The organism is Pedobacter chinensis, from assembly GCF_003339865.1.
Taxonomy (GTDB): domain Bacteria; phylum Bacteroidota; class Bacteroidia; order Sphingobacteriales; family Sphingobacteriaceae; genus Pedobacter; species Pedobacter chinensis.
The window spans coordinates 749,426-774,938 of record NZ_QPKV01000002.1; the positions used below are offsets into that span (position 1 = coordinate 749,426).

Here is a 25,513-nt window from a genome sequence, read left to right on the forward strand (position 1 = left end):
CATGTTAAAATCCAAAAAAATCAAATCATAAATAATCACAATTAAATTTTAAAAAAATGGAAAATCAAAATGTAATAGAATCAGCAAATGTCTTGAATATCGTAATCAATAAAGTTCTTTATACAGGAAAAGTACATGTGAATGGCGGACGAGAAGGATTTGCTAAAAGTGAAGACGGACTTTTGGACACCGCACTTTCAGCTCCGGGCAGTAATGGAAAGGGTACAAATCCTGAACAGTTGTTTGCTGCCGGATGGGCTGCATGTTTTATCGGTGCAATGAAACATAATGCTCCGCATCTGCAAATTTCACTTCCTGCAGATACAGCAATCAATGCAGAGGTTGATCTGGCTTTAGTAGATGAGGGTTTCAGTCTGCAAGCCAGATTAAACGTGATCTTGCCAGGGCTAACGTATGAAGAAGCTAAAACGGTTGTTGAGGCAGCTCATCAAACCTGTCCTTATTCAAAAGCAACCCGTGGAAACATCAATGTACAGATCAATGTAATTATTTAGAATAACCAAGCGCCCTAGTTCGTATCCAAAATAAATGGCTCTTGCGGACGCGAACCAGGGCAAAAGGAAAATATTTTTTAACGTCAGGAAATATTCTAAAACACTAATTTATAATACAATGCCCAACCAATTTATAAATCTTTGAACTTTAATTCTTAAACTTATTTTTCCGCCAAAAGCAACGCCTAAGGCTTTTTTTGAAGGATTTTTAGGTTAACCCTCACAAAAAGAACATCAATATTTTTTCTCTTTCTTTTTCCACCCTTAACACACTGACTGTTAACAATTTATTTTTATTTTAGAAAACTTTATTTCTATATTTAATCATTAGTCACTGTTTATGAGCAGTGTAAACATGTCGTCCCAACAACATATACTCCCTGTTTTGAATTGCCGACAACCCTAGTTTTAAGCCGAATCCATTGTTTTTTAATCCAAATTAATAAAATTCAAATGGCTAAATCTACCGCTTTAACCAACCATCTAAATTTGGTTCATGATGTTTCACTAAAAGCTAATGAAAATCCAAAAAAGCTTGATACATTACTCAATAAACTTAAAACAGCCGATGTAAATCAGGAAAGTGTCCGATTGCTAAAAACAGATGTTCCGGAGTTGATCAACCAGAACATCAGCAAAAGCAATCCGCTAACTGAATTTCTGGAAACCAAACCCGGTAAGGCGACCAGTGAAGCATTGGTGGTAAGACGAGAAAGTCCTTTTGTAAATTTAAATGCAAGCGGAGGATTTTCAGCACTTAACATCGCTAAAGCCACCGAAACCCTTGGTCCGTTTACAGCCAATGACGGCAGATTCTACTGGTATGATTTTTTGAGTTACGAAAAATTGGTTCCCGTTTACGTTACCGGAGATGCTGCACCTTTAATGCTCATTCCTTTAAAACTATCGGCATTATCAAGAGCAACCAATGTTTACACACTCAGCAAGGGAAGCATTTGGCTAAGGGCAGATTTATTTGCAACCGCAGCAGGAAATGCAAAATATGCTGGTTTTAAAATCAGTTCCGGAAAACTTACACTAAGCAAGGCACTTGGCATCACTTCAGATACCTTACGCATAACCGCTGAGGTAACTTTTAGCCTGGAACTGGTGCTCGATAATACTTTTACCCTCAAAGGCGAAGGTAAATGCGGCTCCGATTCAAGAAGTGCAGAAATCAAACTGCCTCCTTCACTAAACCTGCAATATGCCGCCAAAAAAATTTCCATAAGTCAAATGGGAACCTCATCATGGGCCTTATACGGAGATAAGCGACAGTTTTCCTATAATGCCAAGGTTGCTGTTTACAATGCCGATCTCGACAAAATATTAATTCCACTTAAAAGTGATTTACCGGAGTTTTCAATCAAAAAAAAGACTTCCGAATTTTTCGACATTTCGGGGAACGCCCTTGTTCGTGATTCGGTATGGTGCCTTTCTTTAGCTGCGCTGGATATTACCAAACCCTTTACCATTCGTAATAATGGGGCTTTAGGTGTAATCTGCAGACCCGGATTGTCTTGCCGCTGGATAGGTTTGGATGCAAATGCAATGGTAGATTTAAAAGGACCTTACATTTTAGCCGAACCAGGCTTATTTCTAATTCACGAAAACAGTGCAGACTTTAAAGGCTTAAAAGAAAATTATAAGCTTTGGGATTTAGATGAGCAATCGGGTATAAAAGCAGGGATGGCCCTTTCCTTTATGCGTAAACGCAAGCTCGATTACAGTTGCGCAGCAGAGGGCGCAGAAGGCATTTCTGCTTTAGCTGATGCCATAATAGATGCAGATAAACCCATTAAAGCCGATGGCCAGCCGGTTGCACCGCGAAGTAAGGATAGCATTTATGTAAAATATGTAACACCGGTCCTTTCGCAGGTAATGGTTTACGATCAGGATATGCTCAGCGAAAACGAAGCTGCGCCATCTGAACAATTACTTTCCAAAACCGCTTTCAGCGAGCAGAAGAAAGCAGCGGCCGCTCCTTATCAGTTTGCGCTGGAAAATGCCTATCTGCTTTCTACTCCCCCTGCAGCCATATTATTAGCCGGGAGTTTCGATATCAATAACACTTTATCAAAAGGAAAGCTTACCATACTTTATGGCTTGCTTGATTTGGTTCCAACTTTGCCGCATCCATATACTTCAGCTTCATTGTTTACCAACCGCCGTGCCATCAATACCTTCAGAGATGCGGCCACATATAATCAAAGTATGCTGGGTTTGTTAACTTCCCTTTGCAATTGGGAAAAAAGCGAATCAGGTATGGCATTGGTTGATATTGATTTTCAGCTTTTGTATAATCAGGCCCAGGCAATTCCGCAAATGGCAGGTGCATCCCTTACAGGAAACAACAACCAACTTAGCGGAATGGAAGTGTTTACTTCCGGGAATGTTACCGAAAATTTCAAAATTGCCGGAAACCGTTTAAATAATTCCGAAATTTTCCGCACTCCAAATGTTTTTTCTCTTTTGGATTTAAGCACCAATTACGATTTACTTGGGGTATCGATGTCTTTCAATCAGGTTAGAATGATAACCGAAAGCATTGCAAAGGTAAACCAGCAATCGGAGCAATTGGTTACCATTGAGAAAATGAATTTACGAACACCAATGGCTTTGCTAAATGGTTTTACGCTGCCTCACATTAGTTGGGAACCTTTGGTAAATATCAGCAAACCCGATATAAGTGCCGATCCGGAAGAGGGAATCTTAAGCTTTTCCGATCAGGGGCCATCAACCATTTTCTCGCAATTCGATACCCAGGTTATCGATATCGATCCGATGAAATACATCAAAAGGTTCAAAAACAATTTAAAATCTGCCAGTGATGGCTTAACACCATTAAATCCTGATCTAAAACAAAAAAACTTTACCAGTAACATTCTTTTTGCATTACCTAACGGCAAAATTTCCCTGGCAAATCTTACACCGTATAACCCGGCTCGTGCTACAATGAACAATCGCCACCTTGACTTTATTCAGCCTGAGTTTGAGATGCAAAACCTTAAGTTAAAAGGAGGTTTGCAATTCAGAATTTCGGCAAATAAAGCCTCCTCTTCTGATTTCCCGCCAGAACTTGCCGGCTTAACCATTCAGCTTAAAAACCTGATCGATGCCAATGGCAATTCGCTGCCTCAAAGTATTTTAGGCGAAAGTGTACATACCATTTTTAACAATGTGTTTGCATCGGGCATTAGTGCTAAAGGTGTGCCTGTTACGCATATTGATTTTTCCGGTTATGGAGCCAGCACCTATAGCAACTGGTTAGCGCCGCTGGCAAAATTTGGAGATATTGCCCAGGTTAAGTTTGATGTAATGCGGGGCAGGCTTTCTCATGAAGTGGTGCAGGCCGTAAGTATGATTTATCCTTATGGAATTTGCGTAGTCCGAACCATCACTTTCTATCGCCGCAATAACGCCATTATTTTTAGAGAAGATAGCGGCTGGGTTGCCAAAAGCCCCGGAACATTCGATTTTTCTTTTCAGGCAAAAGGCTCAAACGGGCAAAAAAAGGACTTTAAAAATCCGTATATCTTCCACCCTGGCCTCATCAACGGGTTGTTCGAGGTATGCAATATTAAAGAGGTCGAAAGCGATTACATCAGCATCCCCTATACCCCTTCCGGCGGAGATTATTATTCCAACAGTGCATCAGATTATGTTCACGAAAGCGGCACTGGCAATGCGCAGATTGCAAAGTTTGTTGGCGTTACATTCGATGCCAATGCCGACCTGGATATAAATGGCAAAGGACAGATCAAAAAAGTACCCGGAAAACAATTCAAAGGCTATTTGCAATTAACACCACAGGGCGTACCCATTCCAAAAGCGGTTTTTAATGAATTGATGAAGCGAAATCAAAATTCTCTTGGCGGAAATGTAGATACCGAAATTAAACTTGGTGGTAGTCTGCAAAAAGTTCAGGTAGGCCGCCTGGATGTTTCTGCATCCTATCAGAATGACAACAAAAGTGATGTGATTTTTGTAACGGCTGCAAGAGGTTCAGTACAGTTACCTGCCGATGGCAGCTGGAGCATTGTTGAACTGGATAAAACCAGCGGCGATGTTCAGCCCATAACCAACAAACAAAGTGTACCCATCATCAGGGAGGGCGTAAGAAATCAATCAGGGCCTAAATTTACATTGAGTAACGCAAGTCAGGTTTCAAAAGTTACCCCGCCGGATGCACTTAAAAATAGCGCTGCAAATTTTGCAAAACGCTTTGGTTACATCCAAAACACGGGTACACAAAAATTATTGCTTACCGACCCGAGTTACGACAGCCAGAAAATAAACAAGCTGATTTCTGAGGCTCCCTTGCTTGCAGATAGTTTCCGCCTGCTCAACAGTAAGGGACCATTCCCGAATTTGGGTAATGCCATTAAAATTGAGAACGTAACCAATTCACTTACCAATGTTCTGGAAAATGGACTTTCCAAAGCGATAAATGATTTTAAATTACCCGATAACTTTACTTTTGATGTAATTGGAAAGGACGGCGATCCGTTCAGGATGTATATAAAATATCAAAGCGACGCCAAAAATGGTACGAAGCGAAATACTTTAGTCAGCTACCTAACTGATTCTGCTGCTGGTGGAAACTGGAAAAATGACCTTAAAGATTTAAGTATTGTTGTCGATCTGGCTTCTTTTAAGTCGCTGATGACCATCAGTGGTGATTTCTCTGCCAAAATCGCAGCAGAACCAGGCATCGGTTCGGGCAATGCACCTCAGTTAAAACTGGCAAAACCACTCGAAAAAATTTATCAGATCCTCGAATTCTTAGATAACCTCGATCCAACAAATGCAGTTGAAGCCGTGCAAAAAGGCTTAAAAATAGCCATGAGTAACAGCGCTGATAGCTGGGATTATAAATTTAAAGCCAGCAAGGAAATTCCATTTGTAAAATTCCCTTTCGATCCGATTAATTACAATTCGCCTACTACCCCCTTAAAGCTCGATGCCTATTTCAAAATCGGCTGTTATTTTAACCAGCCCATAAAAATCCCGAATACCATCGATCAGCTGATGCCTTCGGCAGGTGCATTTTTAGAATTGGGTGCCGATTTAAGGGTAATGTGCGTTTCCCTGGCTGCAGCTACAATCTATGCCACAGGAAGAGCCGAGGTAGGCTTGGCTGCAGATTTAAAAAGTTCGCCAACCCTATATTTTAAATTTGGTTTCGGTGTGGAGCTATGCGTGGGCCTTCCGGTTATTGGCAGCGTTGCCGTGCTGTACATGGTCGGTGTAGATATGTCGCTGAATACAGAAGAGCTTATTGTAGGTGCCTTTATTTATTTCAGAGGCCGGGCCGAAATTTTTGGAGGAATTGTAACCATTACCATCGCCATTGAAGCAGCAGGCAAAATTCAGAAACAACTCGGTGGCGGACCAACAAGCTGCATAGCCATGTGCACATTTGCGCTAGATATCAGCATTTTCTGGGTTATCGATATCAACTTTACCGAAACCTGGGAAGAAACCCGTCAAATTGCTTAATTAATGAATTTCAAAACATTACCATGGAGCCAACAACATTATGCATACTCACTTTCCCGCAATATTTTAAAGCCGGAAGAATTTATTTCAATATCTTAATCATTCCCAGAAACCTGAATCCTTTACTGCCGATAAAAACCGGTCAGCCGGCATTTGCCGATGCAAAACTGGAATTTAAAGTAATGGTAATAGATAGTTTGGAAGGACTTCCAATAACACCAAATGTTTCTTCCTCGCCGGCAATTACGCTGGAAAACCCGGTTATTTCAACCAGAAATGTCTGGCAGGCCCTAAAAGCACAAATGGAAGCAAGCGATGGGATGAAAATTGATGATAACGAAACGAAAAAACCAGCTCAAAGAGCGCAGGCTGACATTGAAAAATACAAGGATCGTTCAATCAGAAAATACCTGCCAGAGAGTTATCGTGCTTCATTCAACTTTGTTAAAGCTAAAACCCGTTATGCCTTAACAGGTGATGAGTACAGTTGTGCAGTTAAAAACAAAAACCAGCCAACTACCGATGTAAGTACAAACCGTAACACTTTATCGTGGGGCAAGGTGGTGGCATTTTGTCTTCGAAATCCAAAACTCGCCGAAAAAGCCGGACTACTTTATAAAGCATCCATTCCGGTATCAGATGTTAAACTATTTCAAAAAGGCGGATGGATTTACACGGAACTGAATACAGGCAGTGATTTTGCTGCTTTAGCGAAAATGCGTTACGCGGCACGTATTCCGGCATTAAAAGGAATGGAAAAGCGTGGATTATTTGCTGCCGTGCAGTTTCCCGTTTACGATACAGCTCAAAACAACATCGGTTATGATGAGATTTTAAGAGATGCCATTGTTTATGATGATGGCTTTGCTAAAATCGTACATGCCAACCAACCCGTAAATCAGGATTTATTGCAGGAGAGAGATACCTCGAACCCGCCATTAAAAGATATTGGCATTCGTTTAGGCTGGGATGATGAGCAAATTGCCATCTGGTACAACCGCCAGATGCTTCAGAAAGAAGAACAGTCAGGAATGAATGTTGATGCACCCTTAGGCGTTTTTGGTTATCGGCTGGATGCCAGAAAAACGGGCACTTCAAACTGGCTTTCGCAAAATAGTTTAACCGTAGAAATCCCTACAGCATTGGCCGGAGGTTCAATTCCAATATCAGCTGCAGGTGATATCATTGAGCCGGGAACAGAGGTTCATCCTGCGGCACATGGCGATTCAAAAGGCGATGGATTTTGGCTGCCCATGTATTTTGCCAGTTGGGCAGGTATTCCCTTAACCCTTGCCGATAAAGATGCGGAAGACATCAATATGCTCAAAAGCAGCAAAATGCTTGCACCCCGCCCCGATGTACCAACCAATACAATAAACGCAATACCTAAAAAGGTTAATCATCCTTATCGCCAGAATCCAAAATATGCTTTACCCTTGCGCTATGGAGAAGATTATGAATTCAGGGTTCGTTTGATGGACATTTCGGGTGGCGGCCCAACCGCTGATGACCCCGCATTAAACGGAGGTGAAAAACCCGTGGCTTCCCTGCATTTTAAAAGATATGTTGCCGCCGGAGCAATCAAGATCAGCAATATAAATGAAATTTATGATGCACTTCCTAAGGGAACAAAATCAGTACCATTACCAGATACCAGCATTATTGAAAATTTAATTACAACGGCAAAACCCATCCTCAAAATAAAAAGACCATTACTAGGCTATCCTGCTGTGGTATATACCGGAAAATACACCAATCCGGTAGAACGGTTAAAATCTATTTTAGCAAACTTACCAGCGGGAAATAAAAAGAAAGGCGTGGATATTGGACTCGCAGATCCTGATGTGGATTTTTTCAAGGTACGTGTTGAGGCGAAGAGCTTAGATATGGATAATGGTCGTTCTGAAAATGGGAAAGATGCTTTTATCTTATTGTATGAAAAAGAATATGCCTTTCCATCTGCCAGTAATGATTACGACCAGGAATTTCCCTTAAAAATTATTTACAAGGATTTGCCTGTAATAGATTTAACAGGCGGCTTTAACAACACGGGAAATGCCAGCGAATTGGTTCTGCCAACGTCAAGAAATCTGCGGATAACCTTTACCCCTATAATTAAATCTGCAGATAATGATTATGCAGACATCGCCATTGCTGAAGGCAAAAAACTTATTTTGAGTTCTTTTAAAGCCGCAAAAGACGAAACTGATTTATTTTCAGAAATAGATGGTGGCTTTAAGGCAGTATATTTACAACCGGAAAACCCAATAGACCAGCATAAAGTAATCACCACAAGTAAGTTTCTGGAGATTAATCTAATTAACAGCACCACTCCCGCAGAAATTAGCCGGCTGGCCGATGCCTTTAATCTAACTGCCCATAACCTTAGCCTTGAAGGAGAAAAAGGCACCAGAGTACAGTTCGGTTGCTCAAGTCTGATGCGTCATTCGCTTGCGCCCGATTCTTCATCACTGACCTTTTCATCATTGGGCGAACTTTTTAATCATTGGATCATCGGCGTTAATTTGAGTTTATTAAGAGATTGGACATGGAATGGTTTAAAACCAGATAGCATCATCATTGGCCGGCAATGGAAAGAAAAAGGAAAACCTTTAACCAGCACGGCATTTCCTGTTGTTGGCTCAATAAACGTAAGCGGAACAGCCTCAATTAACGCCTTATCAAACCCTGACAGGTCGCACTCAAGGTTGATTTTTTTCGATGCCTTTGATCCAAAACTGGCCATGACAGATTTCCCTTATGAAGTTACTTTATACTATAAGATTACAGCAAAATTTAAAGCAAATACCGTAACAGGGTATAAAGATATAACCAAAAACATCGATCTTCCTGTTACCATTGCACCAAGGCAGGTTCCAAAATTAATTTCTGCCGGTATTGCCCTCTCTCCTTACGTTGCCGATGAGGAAAAATATTCCTCTACAGAGATAAGACAGAGATTTTTGTGGCTGGAGATGGATGCAGCTCCGGAAGATCCCAACGACACCTATTTTGCGAGGGTACTTTCCAATGCACCCGATCCCCTGCTCTGCAAAGTCGGCAATGAGCTGCTCAGCTTTGATCCGGTAGACCCACCTTTAAATATCAATGCAGAGAAAATCCGTTCCATAATTCCAGGCATGAAAAATGATTATGCCGGCATGGGCGCCATGCAGGAAATGTTAAGAGGCGACGATAATGGTTTATCTAATTTTTATATGCTACCACTTCCCCCGGGCTTGCATGCAAATAGTGATGAGCTATTTGGCTTTTTTAGTTATGAAATCAGGGTTGGACATAAAAAAGAATTGTGGAGCACTGCCCAGGCCAGATATGGCAGACCATTGAGGGCCAATGGTGTTCAGCATCCTGCTCCTGCGCTCGTTTGTAATGTGTTTAGAAGAAAAACACCTTTGATTTCACAGACCGCAGCAAAAACTGTGGCGAACGGTAAATTAGAAGTAATTTCAACCCGAAAATCGCCATTGATTACAGATAGCATTCAGAAAATAACGTATAAAAACGAAATCATTATTACCGCCCCGTTCGCCACTGCTGTACTTAACGGAAGAAATATTTCAGCCATGCCACCACAAACTACCCTCTGGTACATGTTATATACCCAGGTTAGGCAGGCCGATGGTAAATCTTACCGGAATCTGCTGATCCATTCGGGTTATATGCCTTATTTGCCAAAAGAGCAGGTTTTACGTAAAGATCAGCTTCCAATGCAGGAAGAAGGTACACGTTCAGGAATAGCAGTATTACAGGTTGCCAATATTGAAACCCGACTAACCGAAATGGGCCTTCCCACCCACATGAATTTAAGTGTATTATGTGTTGAAATGTTTCCAATGGAAAACCAATGGCAACTCGACAGGCGTTACCGTAAAGAGATCAGAGCCGCAGCCACTGCCGAACCCTTAAATCCTTTAACAACGGGGCTGGGCAATTACAGAATTTACCGAACTTCTGCACTGGTACCGGTTGCCGAAGTGTGTTGTGATGATTGCTGATGTTATAACAGTTGATATTATTCCCAAATCTGAAGCTTTTTCATGATTAGATTTCAAACGATAAAAATGCTTATTTAACAGGGTGGCAAGCCATTAGCAGCTTGCCACCCCGTTCGTCTTTTGTTCGAAAAAAAACTACATTTTACTGAACAAGACACGCAGGAGATAAGGATGAAACCCTTTTGGCTAACTGACTATGCACTAAACTGATACTGCTGCAACAAGGCGTGATCATTTCCAGGCATATAACTAAAGGGTTAAAAGCTTAAGTTCGGAAATTAATATATCTTTCAATTATTCATTAGACACCTGATCTAAACATTCGTTACCCTGAATTTATTTCGGGGTATTTATAAACGAGAAAGACCATTGAAAACACTAATCCCCTTGAAAAATAAATTCAGCATAATGAATAATGGGTTTAGCATGATGAGGAATGACTAAACAAAGGTTTCTGAAAAACATCCGATTTTTGTTTAAGTATTAACTGGAACCCAGATTAATAAATCCAGAAATCACTTTTATATGGAAGAAACGAATTGCCAAATTATTTAAGGTAAAATCATAAATTATTTTTTTGCCAAATGACAAATCCTTAAATATCACATTTAACTAAATTGCGAAATGAAAGAATTTATAGATTACATTTTGCAGTTTGGTAATCTGAATCAACAGCAAATAGACTTCATTTCAAAAAGGGCAGATGAATTGGCACTTCGCAAAGACGATTATTATTGGGAAGCAGGAAAAATGGTAAAACAGATTGGTTTTATTACAGATGGCGTTCTCCGGGTGTATTATTATACCAATAAAGGCGAAGAAAACACCCGTTACTTTATTGATGAAAACCATTTGATTTTAGATGGGCATAACACTGAAACGAACTACACGCCTTCAGAATATTTACAGGCGATTACTGATTGTAAACTCGTTGTATTTTCAAGAAAAGATTGGAAAGAAATTTCCGACACGATTGTTGGTTGGGATAACATCATTCAAAAAATAACGGCAAAACACCATCACGAAAAATTGGAAAGAAGAAGCCAGTTAGTTTCGCAGGATGCTGCTACCCGATATCTTGAGTTTATGGAAAAATATCCTGCTTTGGTAAATCGCGTATCTCTGTCACACATTGCTTCTTATTTGGGAATTACACCATCATCTTTAAGCAGAATAAGAAAAAACACCCGGTAAAGTGTTTTTACCAAAATCAATGAACTTTTATTTAAATTTAGCAACAGTTACGTACTGACAATTTCAAATATCGTCAAGCCGTAGCCACGTTACCAGCAATGCTAGATGACCAAGCTAGGTTAACAGACTTTTATGCAAAAGACGAAATTCATCATAATATTACTTTTTTTCTTTTGTACTCCGCAGGTGTTTTGCCAAAACAAAAGTTCTGGATATTGGACGGCACTATGAACAGAGAAGGCTCGATAATGAACATAGCAGTTGAATTTAAAATGCAAGCCACCAAAACGGTTGTTTTTTTCAATTCACCATCCCAAAAAGCAAGCGGTATCCCATTAGATAGCATGGTTGTTATAAATGACTCGGTACAGTTTCAATTAATGTCAGAGCCGATTAACTATTTTAAGTGCAAGATTTCAAAAGATAAAATAAATGGAGAGTTTACGCAAGAAGGATTTTCAAAAGGAAGTATTTATCCAGGGGATATGAGGATTTAATTACAAGCTGGATAAAATATAGATTTAAGCATTAACATACGAACCCGTCATATACATTTGATTTAAAAACTTTTGATTATGAAATTAAGAAAGCTAACTCCGATTTTATGGACTAAAAACTTGCAGGAAACCATCACATTTTATGTGGACATACTAGGCTTTACTTGCCGCTACCAGGTTGACAGGTTTGCAGCATTGAAAAGAGATGACATAGAAATCATGACCGTTATTCCTGTTGATGAACCTGAAGATTGCAAAGCCCCTGAAAATAATGAAGATTTTTTTCCAAAACCACACTTTACAGGCAGCATTTATATTGACACAGAAAATGTTGATGAACTTTGGGAACAAATAAAAGATAAAGTAACCGTTAAATATGAGATCGGAAACCAGGAATGGTTGGTAAGGGATTTTTCAATATGGGATAACAACGGATATGAAATTGTATTCGGACAGGATATAAGTAAAGAGGCAAAGCAACAAACCGGTTTCTGAAGAATAATATTAGTAAATTGACATGTTAAAATGGACGCTATGAAAAAAGTTGAAGTAATAGAAAACATAAAAGCAAGCACAGACATTATAATATCTGCTTTTACAGACACTAAAATGCTTAAAGACTGGTGGGGTGTGGAGCGAACACTTATTGAAAAAAAAGTCGGTGGACTTTATACGCTTGCCTGGAACATCAGCGACAAAGCAATAGGATTTATTTCAACTGGTATAATAAGTAACTACAATCCCAAAAGTACACTTGTTATCGACAATTTTGTTTATCTCAATCCCGACAAGTCATTTCTTGGACCAATGACATTAACCATAAAGACAAAAGAAAAAGGTAACATCTCAGAAATATACCTTTGTCAAGAAGGGTATCAACACGGGGCTGACTGGGATTGGTATTATGAAGCGGTTAAGCAGGCCTGGCCAACAGTTTTACAAACATTAAAACGCTATCTTGAAAATGCTGAAGAATAGCAACTGCTGGTCACAAGCGGATGGCGTTATAGTGGCTGACGGAATTTATTCAACTGTTGTGCTACTGTAAAACTTTAGTGGTAAATTTAGGCTGAAAGTTTTCAAATTTCCGATTGTAGCAGCGCCCAAACACGTTGTGTGCCATTAAAGCAGTACAAAAATGAAATATTATTACATATTTTTTTGCATCTTCTCTATCATAACTAAGGGTTATGGACAGAAAAATATTCCCTGGAAAGTATCTTCTCCAGAGGAGCAGGGCATGAGCTCTTTGACACTCATCAATGGGATCCAAAAGCTTAAACAAGATAACACGAATATCCATAGCCTGTTAGTTATCAGGAATGATCATATTGTACTGGATGCCTGTTTTTATCCATTCCAGAAAAACTATGTTCATGATATAGCATCTGTTACAAAGAGTATTACTTCGCTATTGATTGGCATAGCAATCGATAAAGGATTTATTAAAAATGAAGATGAACAAGTAATTACATATTTCCCAGAGTACACAGTAAAAAATGATACACTAAAAAATATAAGGATAAAGCACTTGCTTAACATGGCATCAGGGTGGCAATGCAGTTGGAATGATAGAGAAAAAGAATTACAACAAATGCAGGAAAATCCTGATTGGGTAGAATTTATGTTTGCTCTTTCATTTTCATCAGAACCAGGAGAGAAATTCTCTTATTGCAGTGGCAATTTTTATCTGCTCGCAGAAATTCTACAAAGAGCAACTAAAATGAAATGCCACGAATTTGCCAGGAAATACCTATTCGATTTATTGCAATTTAGTAATACATATTGGGAAGAGAATGACATAGGAGTTAATTTTGGTTGGGGCGATTTTATTGCCAGTCCTTATGATTTGGCCAAAATAGGCTGTTTGCTATTGAATGATGGAAAATGGAACGGAAAACAGATCATTTCAAATGAATGGCTTAAGAAAATAAAACCATTGTATTATATACATGGTACTGAATCTTATGGTTACGGCTGGTGGCTTGATAGTGAAAATCCGGATGAAATTCAGGCACTTGGAAGAGGAGGCCAGCGATTGTTCATTCTTAGAGAGAAAAATTTAGTAATAGCAGTGACCGGAGGAGGATTAAATTCGGGAGATATTGATAATCTTGTGCTCGAATCAATTAAATCATATCATAAAGATGAAACGCACAATGCCGAATTAAAAAATTTGATAAAAACGATAGAATCGCCCGGTATAAAGAGTATTGATAGAAAAAGTATCGATGGAAATGGCTTTTCTGCAAGTATGTTAAATAAGACTTTTCATTTGGAAAAAAATGATTTGGAGTGGAATACCATCCGGTTTGAAAAAAGAAATAAAGAATATTATCTCGTACTTGATTTCACTGATGGTTCTAAAGAACAACATCCTATTGGAATGGGCAATAAATATAAAATATCAAAAGAACACGTATTTGGTTTACCTATTGCCATTAAAAGTTTCTGGGACAAGAACAAATTAATTATGGATTACAATAGGCTTTGCAAAATAAATTTATATAAGTTCTCATTCGTTTTTTATGAAAACAGTGTTGATTTTGATTTTCAAGATTTGACTAACAAGAGAAATGTACTACTAAAAGGAATTGCTGTAACTAAATAACAAAATTCAATCCCTGCATATTCCAAAAAAAGGGAAAAAAGCAATAATGACAATTCAATAAACCACTGGCGTATTTTAAATACCTCTAAACGGATACCTTACCCATATATTTTGGTTTTTTTCAAAATCAGAAAATAGTAAACATTAAATTATCAACAAGTTACTACAAAGAAAAAGACAAGAGACATAAAGTTTTTTATAAAAAATTTGCGTAGTCAAATAACTACATTTATATTTGTAGTCAAATAACTTCATAACAAACCAAAGTTCCATCAGACAATAAAAAAATAAATACGATTGATGAATTTAAGACGAGATGTTTTTCAGGCCATTGCCGATCCAACAAGACGAGCAATACTTTTACTGGTTACCTCGCAGGCCATGACTGCAGGTGTAATTGCTTCGAACTTTGATACTGCACGTCCAACTGTTTCAAAGCATTTACAAATTCTTACTGAGTGCGAATTGCTTACACAAGAGCAAAGCGGCAGGGAAATTTATTATCACATCAATGCTAAAAAGATGAAAGAAGTGGCCGACTTTATTGAGCCATTCAGACAAATGTGGGATGACAGGTTTAACAAATTAGAAGCTGTAATGAAAAAATATAAAAACAAGTAACAATGGAACAAAAAACCAAAGTCAATGCCGAAAACGACAAGCAGGAAATCGTAATCACAAGGGAATTTGATTTACCCTTGGAGTTACTTTTTAAAGCATACCAGGAACCCGAGCTTTTTGAAGAATGGATGGGTACGAAAGTGTTGAAAATGGAAAACAAAAAACACGGCTCTTACGCGTTTGAAACATCGCACAACGGAAATGTAGTTTTTCGGGCAAACGGAACAATACACGAATTTGTTCCGAACCAAAAAATTACGCGAACTTTTGAAATGGAGAATACGCCTTTTCCTGTTCAGCTCGAATACTTAACCTTTGAAAAACTAACTGACGAAACAAGCAAACTTACTATGCACATCTTGTTTAAATCCATTGAGTTCAGAAACCAATTGTTGCAAATGCCATTTACACAAGGAATCAATATGGCACACAACAGACTACAAGAAATTGTGAACAAATTAAAATAAATATGGCAAAGCAACCCGGACTCTCGAGCTCAACAAGGTTAAATAAAATCATCTATTGGATCGCAACTGTTTGGCTGGCATTAGGAATGACTTCGACAGGGATTGTTCAGCTGCTAAAAATAAAAGAAGAAGTTGATAAGACTTCTTTAGGTTTAGGCTATCCAGGTTATTTTCTAACCATAATTGGTGTTTGGAAAATATTAGGTGTAATAGCAGTACTGATTCCTAAACTTCCTTTGCTAAAAGAATGGGCCTATGCAGGATTTTTCTTTGCCATGTCAGGAGCCATTTTATCGCATTTGGCAGTTGGCGATAAAGCTGTTGAATTATTTGGACCAACATTACTTTTAACACTAACAGTTGTGTCGTGGTATTTTAGACCTGCGGAGAGAAAAACAAAATAATTAATTATAAAACAAATAAGTATGATGAACTCAATGGTAGATTGGTTTTTTAATAAATCAGGTAAATGGCAGGAAGCCTACCAGGAACTACGGGAGATAGTGCTTGATTGCGGCTTAACAGAAGAATTAAAATGGGGTTGTCCTTGCTACACCAATCAAAAAAGCAACATTGTTTTAATACACGGTTTCAAAAATTATTGTGCGCTGTTGTTTATGCAGGGAGCTTTGCTTAAAGACCCGAAAAAAATTTTAGTGCAACAAACAAAAAATGTGCAGTCTGCTAGGCAAATCCGTTTTTTCGACATTGAGGAAATTCTTAAAAATAAATCAACCATAAAGGCATACATAAAAGAAGCCGTTAAAAATGACAAAGCGGGTTTGAAAGTTGAAATGAAAACCACAACTGAATATGAAATGCCGGAAGAATTTCAATCTGCATTAGAGGAAATGCCCGACTTAAAAAGTGCTTTTTACAAATTAACACCTGGCAGACAACGAGGATACCTGCTCTATTTTTCTTCCGCTAAACAATCTAAAACGAGAATGGATCGGGTTGAAAAATACATTCCAAAAATTCTCGAAAACAAAGGCTTGGACGACTAAAAACACAAAACCCATTGCCAGATACGCTTCTATGCAAAAACATAAGCTCTGGAGCAGTTTGATGTCTCTGAGCCAGTAAATTGGAATCGCAAAACATCAAATTATCATTAAAGCATGAAACAGAATTGTTTTAAACAACCATCCTCCGGTAAACAAATATGCATAAGGCAAAACCAAACGTGGTAGCACTTTATTTATTACTTGCCTACAATCTTTTTGCGATGTGACACGCCCCATTTTTTTAGTGCAAACATTACCTCCTGCAAGGAGTCTGCATGTTCAGTCATTACGTATTCAACCGTAGGTGGGAATGTATCGTACACTGTTCGTTTTACCAATAAGTTGGTTTCCAAATCCTTTAACTCTTTAGACAACATCTTATCGCTGATACCCTCTACCTCTCTCCCAATCTGCCTGAAACGTTTTGCTCCGCCTTTTAATGACAGAAGAATTGGCAGTTTCAGGGTTTCCATAGCATCATGAATAGCACGTAGCGTTGCTGTATCACATTGAATATATTCTGTACTTTTTGCCATAATTACTCATAAAAACCATTACTAACCAGTTTGAAAGCACTATCTAATTGGTTAGTACTTACTAATGGTTATCAAATGTACTTAAGTTTGTAAGTTAAAACAAAACAAATGAAACAACAAAAAACAGCGTTCATAACAGGAGCAACCGGAGGTATTGGAAAAGCAGCTGCACTTGGTTTGGCAAGTAAGCACTATCGGGTAATTATACACGGAAGAAATGAAGAAAAAACGGCAGCAGTTTGCAAAGAAATAAAGAAGATAACAGGTAATGAAAATATAGATTATTTCATTGGAGATTTGTTTTTGATGAGAGATATTAAAAAAGTAGCTGAAACTTTTATCAATAAACATGACAGATTGGATATTCTGATTAATAACGCAGGCGGAATAATGAGCAAAGACCGAAAAGAAACGGCAGAAGGAATTGAAGCCACAATTTCAGTTAATCTTCTTGCACCATTTTTACTAACAAATTTATTGTTGGATTTATTGAAAAGAAGTGAGGATGGAAGAATCATCAATGTTTCTTCCAATTCACATAAATTGAATGCAAAACCCCGTTTAAGCGATATTGAACTTAAACATAACTACAATCCACTCGTAGCTTATGGAAACGCAAAACTTTTTCTGATATGGATTAGTCAATACTTATCAGAACAATTGAGTAGCCAGGGATTGTATAACGTTACGGTTAACACATTACATCCCGGAGCTGTGGTAACTAATTTTGGTGTGAACAGTAATTTAGGCGGTTTGCTCAATTTCTTCGGAAAATTGGTAAGGCCATTTTTTAAAACTCCAGAACAGGGAGCAGAAACGATCATTCATCTGGCCGTTTCTGATGAAGTAAAATCAGTAAACGGAAAATATTTTGAAAACAAAAAAATCAAATTACCTTCTGAAAAATATTATAGTAAACAAAATGAGCAAATCATTTGGAACTATTGCAGAACCAGAACGGAAAACCTGATTAACAAAAATGTTTAACTACAAAAATCAAAAAAATATGTGGACAAAAGAAAACATGCCTGATTTAACAGGAAAAACAACTATTGTAACGGGAGCAAATACAGGTATCGGTTATGAAACCGCTAAAGCGCTATATGAAGCAGGAGCCCATGTAACCATTGCCGTAAGAAATGCACATAAAGCAAGTGAAGCAGTTAATAAAATTCAATCAGAAACCAAAGGAAAAGGTAAATTAGATTTTGGAATACTCAATCTTGCCAATCTTGCTCAAATCAAATCATTTGCAGATGAATTTAAAAATAAACATCAGCAACTCGATATTCTCATCAACAATGCGGGGGTAATGATTCCACCGGCATCCAAAACTGACGATGGATTTGAATTACAATTCGGAGTAAACTTTTTAGGGCATTTTGCACTGACAGGGCATTTATTTCCGTTACTGAAAAAATCTTCGAATTCAAGAGTGGTAACACTTTCAAGCGGTGCAGCAACTTTAACAGATAATATCGATTTCGAAAATCTCAAATTAGAAAAACCGTATAATGAGTGGGAAGCATATGCAGTAAGCAAACTGGCAGACATTTTATTCACTTACGAATTAAACAGAAAAGTAAAAACATCCAATTTAAATATGATTTCCGCAGCGGCCCACCCTGGAGTTACCCGTACCGATTTGCAACGTCATATTCCAGGAGAGCAATTAGAAGGTATGTTTGCCGAATATGAAGATGTAATGCAGCCATGGCAGGGTGCTTTACCCTCCTTATTTGCAGCAACAGATGCTTCAGTTAAAGGTGGCGAATTCTTTGGACCTGATGGAGAACATGAATATTCAGGATATCCTACGCTTTCTAAACACAGCACCCCTACAATGAATGACGAGAAATTAGCGAAGAAATTGTGGAAATATGCAGAAAGTGCTACTGAAGTAAAGTTCCGGTTTTAAAAGATAAAATTGCTTTTGAAAAAGAATTATGCTTACACTTCAAAACAAGCTTGTTAGAAGCAGGAAGATACTGTTACCACCGCAGACAGAGATTTTATAATACTCCCCAAAACCTTTGTTTCCCGCTCTTCAAGGAGAGGGACAGCACAAACCGGCCAACCAAAAACTTTGGCAGGGAGAGGTTTTTTTACCACCTAAGACACATAAGAACAAGCAACCAAATTCAATGAATTTAGAATATTCCCCAAAACCTTTGTTTCCCTCTCTTCAAGGAGAGGGACAGCACAAACCGGCCTAAACCACAAACTTTAACAGGGAGAGGTTTTTTACAATCTAAAACATTTAAGAACAATCAGCCAAATTCAGAGAATTAGAATATTCCCCAAAACCTTTGTTTCCCGCTCTTCAAGGAGAGGGACAGCACAAACTGGCTTAAACCACAAACTTTGACAGGGAGAGGTTTTTTTTACCACCTAAAACACTTAAGAACAATCAACCAAATTCAGAATATTCCCCAAAACCTTTGTTTCCCTCTCTTCAAGGAGAGGGACAGCACAAACCGGCCTAAACCACAAACTTTAACAGGGAGAGGTTTTTTTACAACCTAAAACATTTAAGAACAATCAACCAAATTCGGAGAATTTAGAATATCCCCCAAAACCTTTGTTTCCCTCTCTTCAAGGAGAGGGACAGCACAAACCGCCTAAACCACAAACTTTAACAGGGAGAGGTTTTTTTACAACCTAAAACATTTAAGAACAATCAACCAAATTCAATGAATTTAGAATATTCCCCAAAACCTTTGTTTCCCGCTCTTCAAGGAGAGGGACAGCACAAACCGGCCTAAACCACAAGCTTTGATAGGGAGAGGTTTTTTTTACCACCTCCACGATTGCTCATCGAAGATAATCTTAAAGCTTTCGCCAGGTGCACCTTGATCTAAAAATCTTTAAATCTTACAAATCCTAATCAAAAAAGGGAAGTAAAACCTAAGTTCTACCTCCCTACCTTAAACTAAACATTACCTAATCAATAATGTAAACTTTTCAGCTATGTTAATTTGAAACCTGTTCTAATGAATAAGTTAGCAATATTTTTAACCTCCGCACCAGTTAAAAATTCATCAAAGGATTCTGCTGCTGCAGTTTTGGTTACAGCCGTGCCATTAATACCTGTAATTTCATAAGTTGCCTGAATGGTATTGTTTTCACGAACATAAACCGCATCAACCTGTGGAATACCGGTATCATTAGAAACACCGTTTGCACCTAAGCTAACCCATGGTTTTAATGCTACTCCAAGTGCAGCTGCTGTCATTTGACGCAAGTGTGCTGCATGACGAGCCTCTACGGAGTGAATCTGCAATGCCGTTGTTAGTACCGGCATTTCTTTTAATACAGGAGCCTGACCTTTATAAGCCCTTACACCAGTATCTTCGAAAGCTGTAGCCACTTTCAAAAATGTTTGATAATTTGTGAAAACGTCTCCAAAAGTCCCATCTGCTGTGAAATCGAAGTTAGCCTCTACTAAATTGATCGGGGTGCCACCAGCGGCACTAATTGCACTTTTTAACAAGTTAACGTGAGCAAGCTCATGCGTACGGATGGTTGTAATGGCGGTGGTTGCCGCGCCTGAAGGTATTAAACCGGTGGTCGATAACGCTCTGTTGTAGTAATTATATTCCAAATGCTCCAAAGCAAGGGCAAAGTTTAGTACTTCAACCACACTCGAAGGATTTGTTTGTCCATAAGCTTTTTGGAACATCGAGCCCAGTGCCAATGGTAATGCTGCTAATGAGATTTTTTTTCCAACATTGAAAAAACTTCTCATTGCCGCTCTGCGTGGATTTAATCTTTCATAGATCTCTCCATCAACTTTTTCAATTTCGTCTAATATATTTAAGATATTCATAATTTCTGAGTTTAAAGATTAAAGGTTGATAACGTTAATTTTTGTTTTGATAAATGGTGCAGCTAAAGGCAACACTTTATCTGGTGTTAAAGATGCATCTAAACCGTTTGCATCTACAGCACCAAATGCACTAAGGCTTCCTAAATCAGCGAAACTGCCGTTAGAAATCTGATCTCTTACATATGCAGCGTGGCGGGCTTCAACAGAAACAATCTGGCCAGCTAAAACAAGGTATTTGGCATCTTTTAATCTTACGCCTGCCCCATTGTAAGCAGATACGCCTAAATCTTCGAAAGTTTTTGCTGTAGCTAAAACACTCGCAGCATCAGAAAAGTTAATTGCCGAAAAATTTACCTCTAAACTTCCAATTGCAGCTGTTCCTAAAGCTTTTTTAAATAATTCTCTGTGAGCAATCTCGTGAAACTGCACATCCTGGAAATAAGCTTTTTGAGTTGCTGAAAATGCTGATGGTGGATTAGATGCAACTTGAATATAAAATGCTGCCTCTAATTGCTCTAATGCATAAGCATAATTTAGCACACCAAAATCATCTTTAAAATCAAGTGTAGCCCCACCGCTTATATCGCCAAAATTGCGATCTTTTCTACAACCGGCAGCTACCAATGCCAAAGCCGCTGCACTTGCTCCTGCGTATTGAAGAAATGATCTTCTGCCCAGCGAGCCATTAAATAAACTTTCATCTTGAAGTTCATTTTTTGTTTCTAGTTCATTGTTTTTCATAGTGACTATGTTTAGGGTTTTTGTATTCGTTTGATGATACATACGTGACAATTCCTGATCTGGTTTTTTCTTTTACATTTTTTTTTATAAATCGATTTTGATACATTCACAAACCTATTACTATGACAGTACTTAAAGCCATTATCGTTGATGATGAAGAGTTTGCACGTTCATCATTATTTTTCTTGCTGCAACAAAATTGCCCGGAAGTAGAAATTACGGGCATTGCAAGATCCGTATCAGAGGCTAAAGATATTTTGGCGCATCATCCTATTGATTTGATTTTCCTGGATATAGCCATGCCAGGCGGAAACGGATTCGACTTGGTGCCCGATGCACAAAAGCACAATGCAGCCGTGATTTTTACTACAGCATACGATCAATACGCACTAAAAGCCATTAAAGCCAATGCATTGGATTATCTCCTTAAACCTATTGATATTGATGAGTTAAAAACTGCTGTTGAGAAAGTTTCACAACACATTAACCTGTTTAAAAACCAGCTTGGAAACGATGATAGAATAAGCAATCTTGCATCCAGTTTAACCTCTAAATCAGAAATCAGAAAACTTACCCTTCCCTACGGACAAGGTTTTAAAATGATAGATGTTGATGATATTATTTATATTGAGGCTGATAGCAATTATTCAATAGTGCATTTAAGTAGTCAGGAAAAGATAACCGTTTCAAAGGTTTTAAGAGAGTTTGAAGAATTATTACCTACAGATCAGTTTGTGAGAATACATAAATCAAACATCATCAATCTAAATCATTTAAAAGAGTACAACTCCAAAAACGGATTGCAGGTATTTTTAAAAAACGGAGAAAGCATCAATATTTCCCGAAGAAGAGCAAGCGATTTTTTTGAGAAAATAAAATTATTTACAAAAGCAGGCAGTGATCATTAATTGTGCAAAGGCAGACCACAAAAAAGCTGTTAAAGCTTCAATCCTAATATTCAGGACAGGCATTCTCCTTGCCATTTTATTTTTGATTTCCCTTTCATTAACCATTCAAAAAGTTTCAGCGCAAACAACCTATTTACCCCATTATACCTCAAAAAATGGCCTGGCAAGCAATAACTGTTACTATATTTTGCAGGATAAAAAGGGTTTTATCTGGATAGCAACCGATAATGGTTTAAGCCGTTTTGATGGAACAAACTTTCAGAATTTTGCCATAGAAGATGGATTGCCAGACACACAAATTCTCCAAATGAAGGAAGATGAGTATGGAAGAATTTGGTTTTTTGCATTAAATGGCCAGCTGAGTTATTTACAGGATGGTAAATTCTACAACAGAGACAACAGTCAACTCCTTAAAAAATTAAGTTTTAATACCGTCATAGTTTCTTTCCTGATGGATAAACAAGGAAGAATCTGGTTAGGAACAAACTCAAATCTAATCGCATGTTGGGATGGAAAAACGATTAGAAAATATATTTCTCCCAATCCAAATGATAAGTTTATAAATGCTTTTATCCATGAAGATGAGCAGGGAAATATTTATGCTTACAGCGATTTAAGCGTTCAGAAATTTGATGGGAAAACGTTTTCCATTCTAAAATCAAATGTGCAGCCGCTTTCCTACATGACAGCTGTGAACACGCCAAACAAATCATTGTTGTATTTAGATAAAAATGGCTTAAAAGAGTTTAAACAGGGAAAGATCAATGATATGATTGCCATTCCACAGAACCTGATTAAAAACATGTCCGGCTATTTTTATTATGATAAAACAGCAAAAGAAGTATGGATAGCTAATGCAAACGGCTCGTTTGCACTGGATAAAAACGGGAAAACCGTTCAGTATCTTCAGGATATTTCGGTAAATCAGGTAATGAAAGATAGCAACCATAACATGTGGTTCGCCACCAACATTGGCATTTACATGTTACCGAATATAAACAACAGGCTTTCAATTATCGATGCAGAATCAGGCTTGAGCAGCAATGTGATCAAAAGCATTACCAAGGATGGTAAAAACAGATTATGGCTGGGCACTGATGATGCTGTAATTGATGTTTTAACAATTGATAATTATCAGGTAAACGAAATTGGATTAGATGATTTTAAGAAATACAAAACCATAAAGCAGATCAGTTACGATCCAAAAAATCAAGCCATTTACTTTTCTTCAGATTTTGGAATGGGTGTTTTTAAACATATTTATTACACTACGAGTGAAGTGAATTACTTAAAGGAAGCTAATAATTCCATGTTCGTTATTAAGCACTTCAGTGTTGATGAACACAGTAATCATCTTGCCCTGGCACTTTCATCAGGAGTGGTTTTCCTGTCAGATCGCTTAAATAATTTCGAATTTAACTCCCTCAAGTACAAAGAAAAAGAAGATTTTTTTAAAGATCGCTCCTATCATGTTTTTTATGACAGTTCAGGAAATTTATGGTTTTCCAATATCAATGGTTTATCTCAGTTTTCAAAAGGCAGATTAATTAAACATTTTGAAAAGCATCCCCTGCTAACCAGGCGTATAAATGATATTCAACAGCTGCAGGATGGAACATTGATTCTGGCAACTGATGGCTATGGCCTCATTTTCTACAAAAACAATCAAATTGCCAGGCAAATTACTCAAAAAGATGGATTGACGACTAATATCTGCACCAAAATTTTTGTCAAGAATAATGAGATTTGGGTACTCACCAATAAAGGAGTAAATAAAATTGCCGATTATCCTGTAAAGCCAAGCGTAGCCAATTTCGATTATGGGAAAGATCTGCTCAGTGACGATATTAATAACCTGTTTATCGATGACAGCACCGCTTATTTTGCTACAAACAAAGGTTTAATCCTGTTTAAATACAACAATAAAAACATCAGCAGAAATCTGCCCAAAGTTTATGTAACCTCTATCATAAAGGATAATGAACGTTTGCCTGTAAATCAAAGTAATTTCACTTTTGAAACCGGCAACAACACCATTTTATTTACGTTCAGCGCTGTAGATTTTACCACAAGCGATATTACTTACCGTTACCGCCTCAATGAAAATTCTGCCTGGGTGGAGACCAGGACCCGTCGCCTGGATTTCTCTTCTCTGCAATCCGGAGATTATATTTTTGAAGTAAGTGCGAAAAGCCAGAACGGAAATTGGGGACCATCAGCAAAAATTTCATTTACCATCAAAAAACATTTCTGGCAAAGCCTGTGGTTTCTGTCTATCTTAATTTTACTCGTGGCTTATATTTTCTATAAAGTTGCCGTGTACATTACCCGAAAACAAAAAGATAAGGAGCAAGAACAATTATTGCTTAAAAACAAGGTTTTAATGCTCGAGCAACAGGCCCTGCAGGCAATGATGAATCCGCACTTTGTTTTCAACGTGATGAATTCCATTCAGCATTACATTAACACACAAAATACAGCTTCGGCAAATCGGGTTTTAACAGGTTTTGCCCGTTTGATCAGAAAAAATCTGGAGATTTGCACCAAAAGTTACATCACTTTAGAAGAAGAACTCGAATATTTAAATCTCTATTTAAAATTAGAGAAAAATCGATTTGGTGATAAGCTGAAATATGTCATCCACATTGATGAAAATATTGATAAGGAAGAAACACTAATCCCATCGATGTTATTGCAACCCTATGTGGAAAATGCCATTTGGCATGGCATTATGCCAAAGGAAACAGGCGGAGAGATTCAGATTAACATTAAAATTCAGCAGGAAGACTATTTAAATATAGAAATTATAGATGATGGAATTGGAATCGAAAATTCTTTAAAGGAGAAAAAAGGAACCCATAACAGTAAAGGCATGCAGCTTACCAAAGAAAGATTAAATCTTTTAGGTCAGATTGGAGCAAAACCAATACACCTTGATGTTAAACAAAAGACTATAAACGGTACAATTGTATCCATTTCTATCCCTTTAAAATAAGAATTTTACCGTTTACTCAATTATTAATACCACTCACTAAATATAACTTACACCGCATTCCCTTTAGCCTTAAA

General features: G+C 37.9%; 19 protein-coding genes. 16 read left to right on the forward strand and 3 right to left on the reverse strand.

All coding sequences use genetic code 11. The annotated features are described in order from the left end of the window. Positions 1-56 precede the first annotated feature (56 nt). The 12 genes from DU508_RS04520 (at position 57) to DU508_RS04575 (ending at position 16,430) form a co-directional block, all read left to right on the forward strand. Positions 57-515 (forward strand): organic hydroperoxide resistance protein, encoded by a 459-nt coding sequence (locus tag DU508_RS04520; protein ID WP_199562639.1) that lies wholly within the window; start codon positions 57-59, stop codon positions 513-515. Positions 516-968: 453 nt separating this feature from the next. Continuing rightward, positions 969-6,017, forward strand: coding sequence for a hypothetical protein (locus DU508_RS04525; RefSeq protein WP_115401623.1), 5,049 nt, complete (start codon positions 969-971; stop codon positions 6,015-6,017). Between the two features lie 23 nt (positions 6,018-6,040). Beyond that, on the forward strand, positions 6,041-10,033 hold the full coding sequence (locus DU508_RS04530) for a hypothetical protein (RefSeq protein WP_115401624.1): 3,993 nt from the start codon (positions 6,041-6,043) through the stop codon (positions 10,031-10,033). 624 nt (positions 10,034-10,657) lie between these two features. Beyond that, entirely contained in the window at positions 10,658-11,227 is a 570-nt protein-coding gene (locus DU508_RS04535) for a Crp/Fnr family transcriptional regulator (RefSeq protein ID WP_115401625.1), read from the forward strand. 98 nt (positions 11,228-11,325) lie between these two features. Beyond that, positions 11,326-11,724 (forward strand): hypothetical protein, encoded by a 399-nt coding sequence (locus DU508_RS04540; RefSeq protein WP_115401626.1) that lies wholly within the window; start codon positions 11,326-11,328, stop codon positions 11,722-11,724. Between the two features lie 78 nt (positions 11,725-11,802). Further along, positions 11,803-12,219 (forward strand): VOC family protein, encoded by a 417-nt coding sequence (locus tag DU508_RS04545; RefSeq protein WP_115401627.1) that lies wholly within the window; start codon positions 11,803-11,805, stop codon positions 12,217-12,219. 39 nt (positions 12,220-12,258) lie between these two features. Continuing rightward, the gene (locus tag DU508_RS04550) at positions 12,259-12,702 is read left to right on the forward strand and encodes an SRPBCC family protein (RefSeq protein WP_158542124.1); all 444 of its coding nucleotides are present in this window, start codon (positions 12,259-12,261) and stop codon (positions 12,700-12,702) included. A 160-nt stretch (positions 12,703-12,862) separates the two neighbouring features. Further along, positions 12,863-14,335 carry a serine hydrolase domain-containing protein gene (locus tag DU508_RS04555; RefSeq protein WP_115401629.1) on the forward strand — a complete coding sequence of 491 codons (1,473 nt, stop codon included), beginning with the start codon at positions 12,863-12,865 and terminating at the stop codon, positions 14,333-14,335. A gap of 300 nt (positions 14,336-14,635) precedes the next feature. Then, complete coding sequence (locus DU508_RS04560) at positions 14,636-14,956, forward strand: ArsR/SmtB family transcription factor (protein ID WP_115401630.1); 321 nt, start codon at positions 14,636-14,638, stop codon at positions 14,954-14,956. A gap of 2 nt (positions 14,957-14,958) precedes the next feature. After that, positions 14,959-15,423 (forward strand): SRPBCC family protein, encoded by a 465-nt coding sequence (locus tag DU508_RS04565; RefSeq protein WP_115401631.1) that lies wholly within the window; start codon positions 14,959-14,961, stop codon positions 15,421-15,423. Between the two features lie 2 nt (positions 15,424-15,425). Continuing rightward, entirely contained in the window at positions 15,426-15,827 is a 402-nt protein-coding gene (locus DU508_RS04570; RefSeq protein ID WP_115401632.1) for a DoxX family protein, read from the forward strand. Between the two features lie 21 nt (positions 15,828-15,848). Beyond that, a complete protein-coding gene (locus DU508_RS04575; RefSeq protein ID WP_394341366.1) occupies positions 15,849-16,430 on the forward strand; it encodes a YdeI/OmpD-associated family protein in 582 nt (193 codons plus the stop codon). A 197-nt stretch (positions 16,431-16,627) separates the two neighbouring features. On the opposite strand, the gene DU508_RS04580 is transcribed toward DU508_RS04575, so the two are convergent. Continuing rightward, positions 16,628-16,966 (reverse strand): winged helix-turn-helix transcriptional regulator, encoded by a 339-nt coding sequence (locus DU508_RS04580; protein ID WP_115401634.1) that lies wholly within the window; start codon positions 16,964-16,966, stop codon positions 16,628-16,630. 108 nt (positions 16,967-17,074) lie between these two features. Between DU508_RS04580 and DU508_RS04585 the strand changes: the two genes are divergently transcribed. After that, positions 17,075-17,953 carry an SDR family NAD(P)-dependent oxidoreductase gene (locus DU508_RS04585; RefSeq protein WP_115401635.1) on the forward strand — a complete coding sequence of 293 codons (879 nt, stop codon included), beginning with the start codon at positions 17,075-17,077 and terminating at the stop codon, positions 17,951-17,953. Continuing rightward, positions 17,946-18,884, forward strand: coding sequence for an oxidoreductase (locus DU508_RS04590; protein WP_233509392.1), 939 nt, complete (start codon positions 17,946-17,948; stop codon positions 18,882-18,884). Before DU508_RS04585 ends, DU508_RS04590 begins: the two co-directional genes overlap by 8 nt. 1,050 nt (positions 18,885-19,934) lie before the next feature. Here the strand turns inward: DU508_RS04590 and DU508_RS04600 are convergent. Continuing rightward, positions 19,935-20,795 carry a ferritin-like domain-containing protein gene (locus DU508_RS04600; RefSeq protein ID WP_115401637.1) on the reverse strand — a complete coding sequence of 287 codons (861 nt, stop codon included), beginning with the start codon at positions 20,793-20,795 and terminating at the stop codon, positions 19,935-19,937. Positions 20,796-20,813: 18 nt separating this feature from the next. After that, positions 20,814-21,536, reverse strand: a complete 723-nt coding sequence (locus DU508_RS04605) for a ferritin-like domain-containing protein (protein WP_115401820.1) — start codon at positions 21,534-21,536, stop codon at positions 20,814-20,816. Positions 21,537-21,658: 122 nt separating this feature from the next. Between DU508_RS04605 and DU508_RS04610 the strand changes: the two genes are divergently transcribed. Together DU508_RS04610 and DU508_RS04615 are read left to right on the forward strand one after the other, a co-directional pair. Continuing rightward, complete coding sequence (locus DU508_RS04610; RefSeq protein ID WP_115401638.1) at positions 21,659-22,444, forward strand: LytR/AlgR family response regulator transcription factor; 786 nt, start codon at positions 21,659-21,661, stop codon at positions 22,442-22,444. Further along, the gene (locus DU508_RS04615; RefSeq protein WP_115401639.1) at positions 22,434-25,439 is read left to right on the forward strand and encodes a ligand-binding sensor domain-containing protein; all 3,006 of its coding nucleotides are present in this window, start codon (positions 22,434-22,436) and stop codon (positions 25,437-25,439) included. The genes DU508_RS04610 and DU508_RS04615 overlap by 11 nt, the downstream gene beginning before the upstream one ends. Positions 25,440-25,513: the final 74 nt, after the last annotated feature.

Excerpts from the sequence above, each read along its gene's own strand:
- DU508_RS04520 (WP_199562639.1), top strand. The coding sequence starts at position 57 with ATGGAAAATCAAAATGTAATAGAATCAGCAAATGTCTTGAATATCGTA.
- DU508_RS04525 (WP_115401623.1), top strand. The coding sequence starts at position 969 with ATGGCTAAATCTACCGCTTTAACCAACCATCTAAATTTGGTTCATGAT.
- DU508_RS04530 (WP_115401624.1), top strand. The coding sequence starts at position 6,041 with ATGGAGCCAACAACATTATGCATACTCACTTTCCCGCAATATTTTAAA.
- DU508_RS04535 (WP_115401625.1), top strand. The coding sequence starts at position 10,658 with ATGAAAGAATTTATAGATTACATTTTGCAGTTTGGTAATCTGAATCAA.
- DU508_RS04540 (WP_115401626.1), top strand. The coding sequence starts at position 11,326 with ATGCTAGATGACCAAGCTAGGTTAACAGACTTTTATGCAAAAGACGAA.
- DU508_RS04545 (WP_115401627.1), top strand. The coding sequence starts at position 11,803 with ATGAAATTAAGAAAGCTAACTCCGATTTTATGGACTAAAAACTTGCAG.
- DU508_RS04550 (WP_158542124.1), top strand. The coding sequence starts at position 12,259 with ATGAAAAAAGTTGAAGTAATAGAAAACATAAAAGCAAGCACAGACATT.
- DU508_RS04555 (WP_115401629.1), top strand. The coding sequence starts at position 12,863 with ATGAAATATTATTACATATTTTTTTGCATCTTCTCTATCATAACTAAG.
- DU508_RS04560 (WP_115401630.1), top strand. The coding sequence starts at position 14,636 with ATGAATTTAAGACGAGATGTTTTTCAGGCCATTGCCGATCCAACAAGA.
- DU508_RS04565 (WP_115401631.1), top strand. The coding sequence starts at position 14,959 with ATGGAACAAAAAACCAAAGTCAATGCCGAAAACGACAAGCAGGAAATC.
- DU508_RS04570 (WP_115401632.1), top strand. The coding sequence starts at position 15,426 with ATGGCAAAGCAACCCGGACTCTCGAGCTCAACAAGGTTAAATAAAATC.
- DU508_RS04575 (WP_394341366.1), top strand. The coding sequence starts at position 15,849 with ATGATGAACTCAATGGTAGATTGGTTTTTTAATAAATCAGGTAAATGG.
- DU508_RS04580 (WP_115401634.1), bottom strand. The coding sequence starts at position 16,966 with ATGGCAAAAAGTACAGAATATATTCAATGTGATACAGCAACGCTACGT.
- DU508_RS04585 (WP_115401635.1), top strand. The coding sequence starts at position 17,075 with ATGAAACAACAAAAAACAGCGTTCATAACAGGAGCAACCGGAGGTATT.
- DU508_RS04590 (WP_233509392.1), top strand. The coding sequence starts at position 17,946 with ATGTTTAACTACAAAAATCAAAAAAATATGTGGACAAAAGAAAACATG.
- DU508_RS04600 (WP_115401637.1), bottom strand. The coding sequence starts at position 20,795 with ATGAATATCTTAAATATATTAGACGAAATTGAAAAAGTTGATGGAGAG.
- DU508_RS04605 (WP_115401820.1), bottom strand. The coding sequence starts at position 21,536 with ATGAAAAACAATGAACTAGAAACAAAAAATGAACTTCAAGATGAAAGT.
- DU508_RS04610 (WP_115401638.1), top strand. The coding sequence starts at position 21,659 with ATGACAGTACTTAAAGCCATTATCGTTGATGATGAAGAGTTTGCACGT.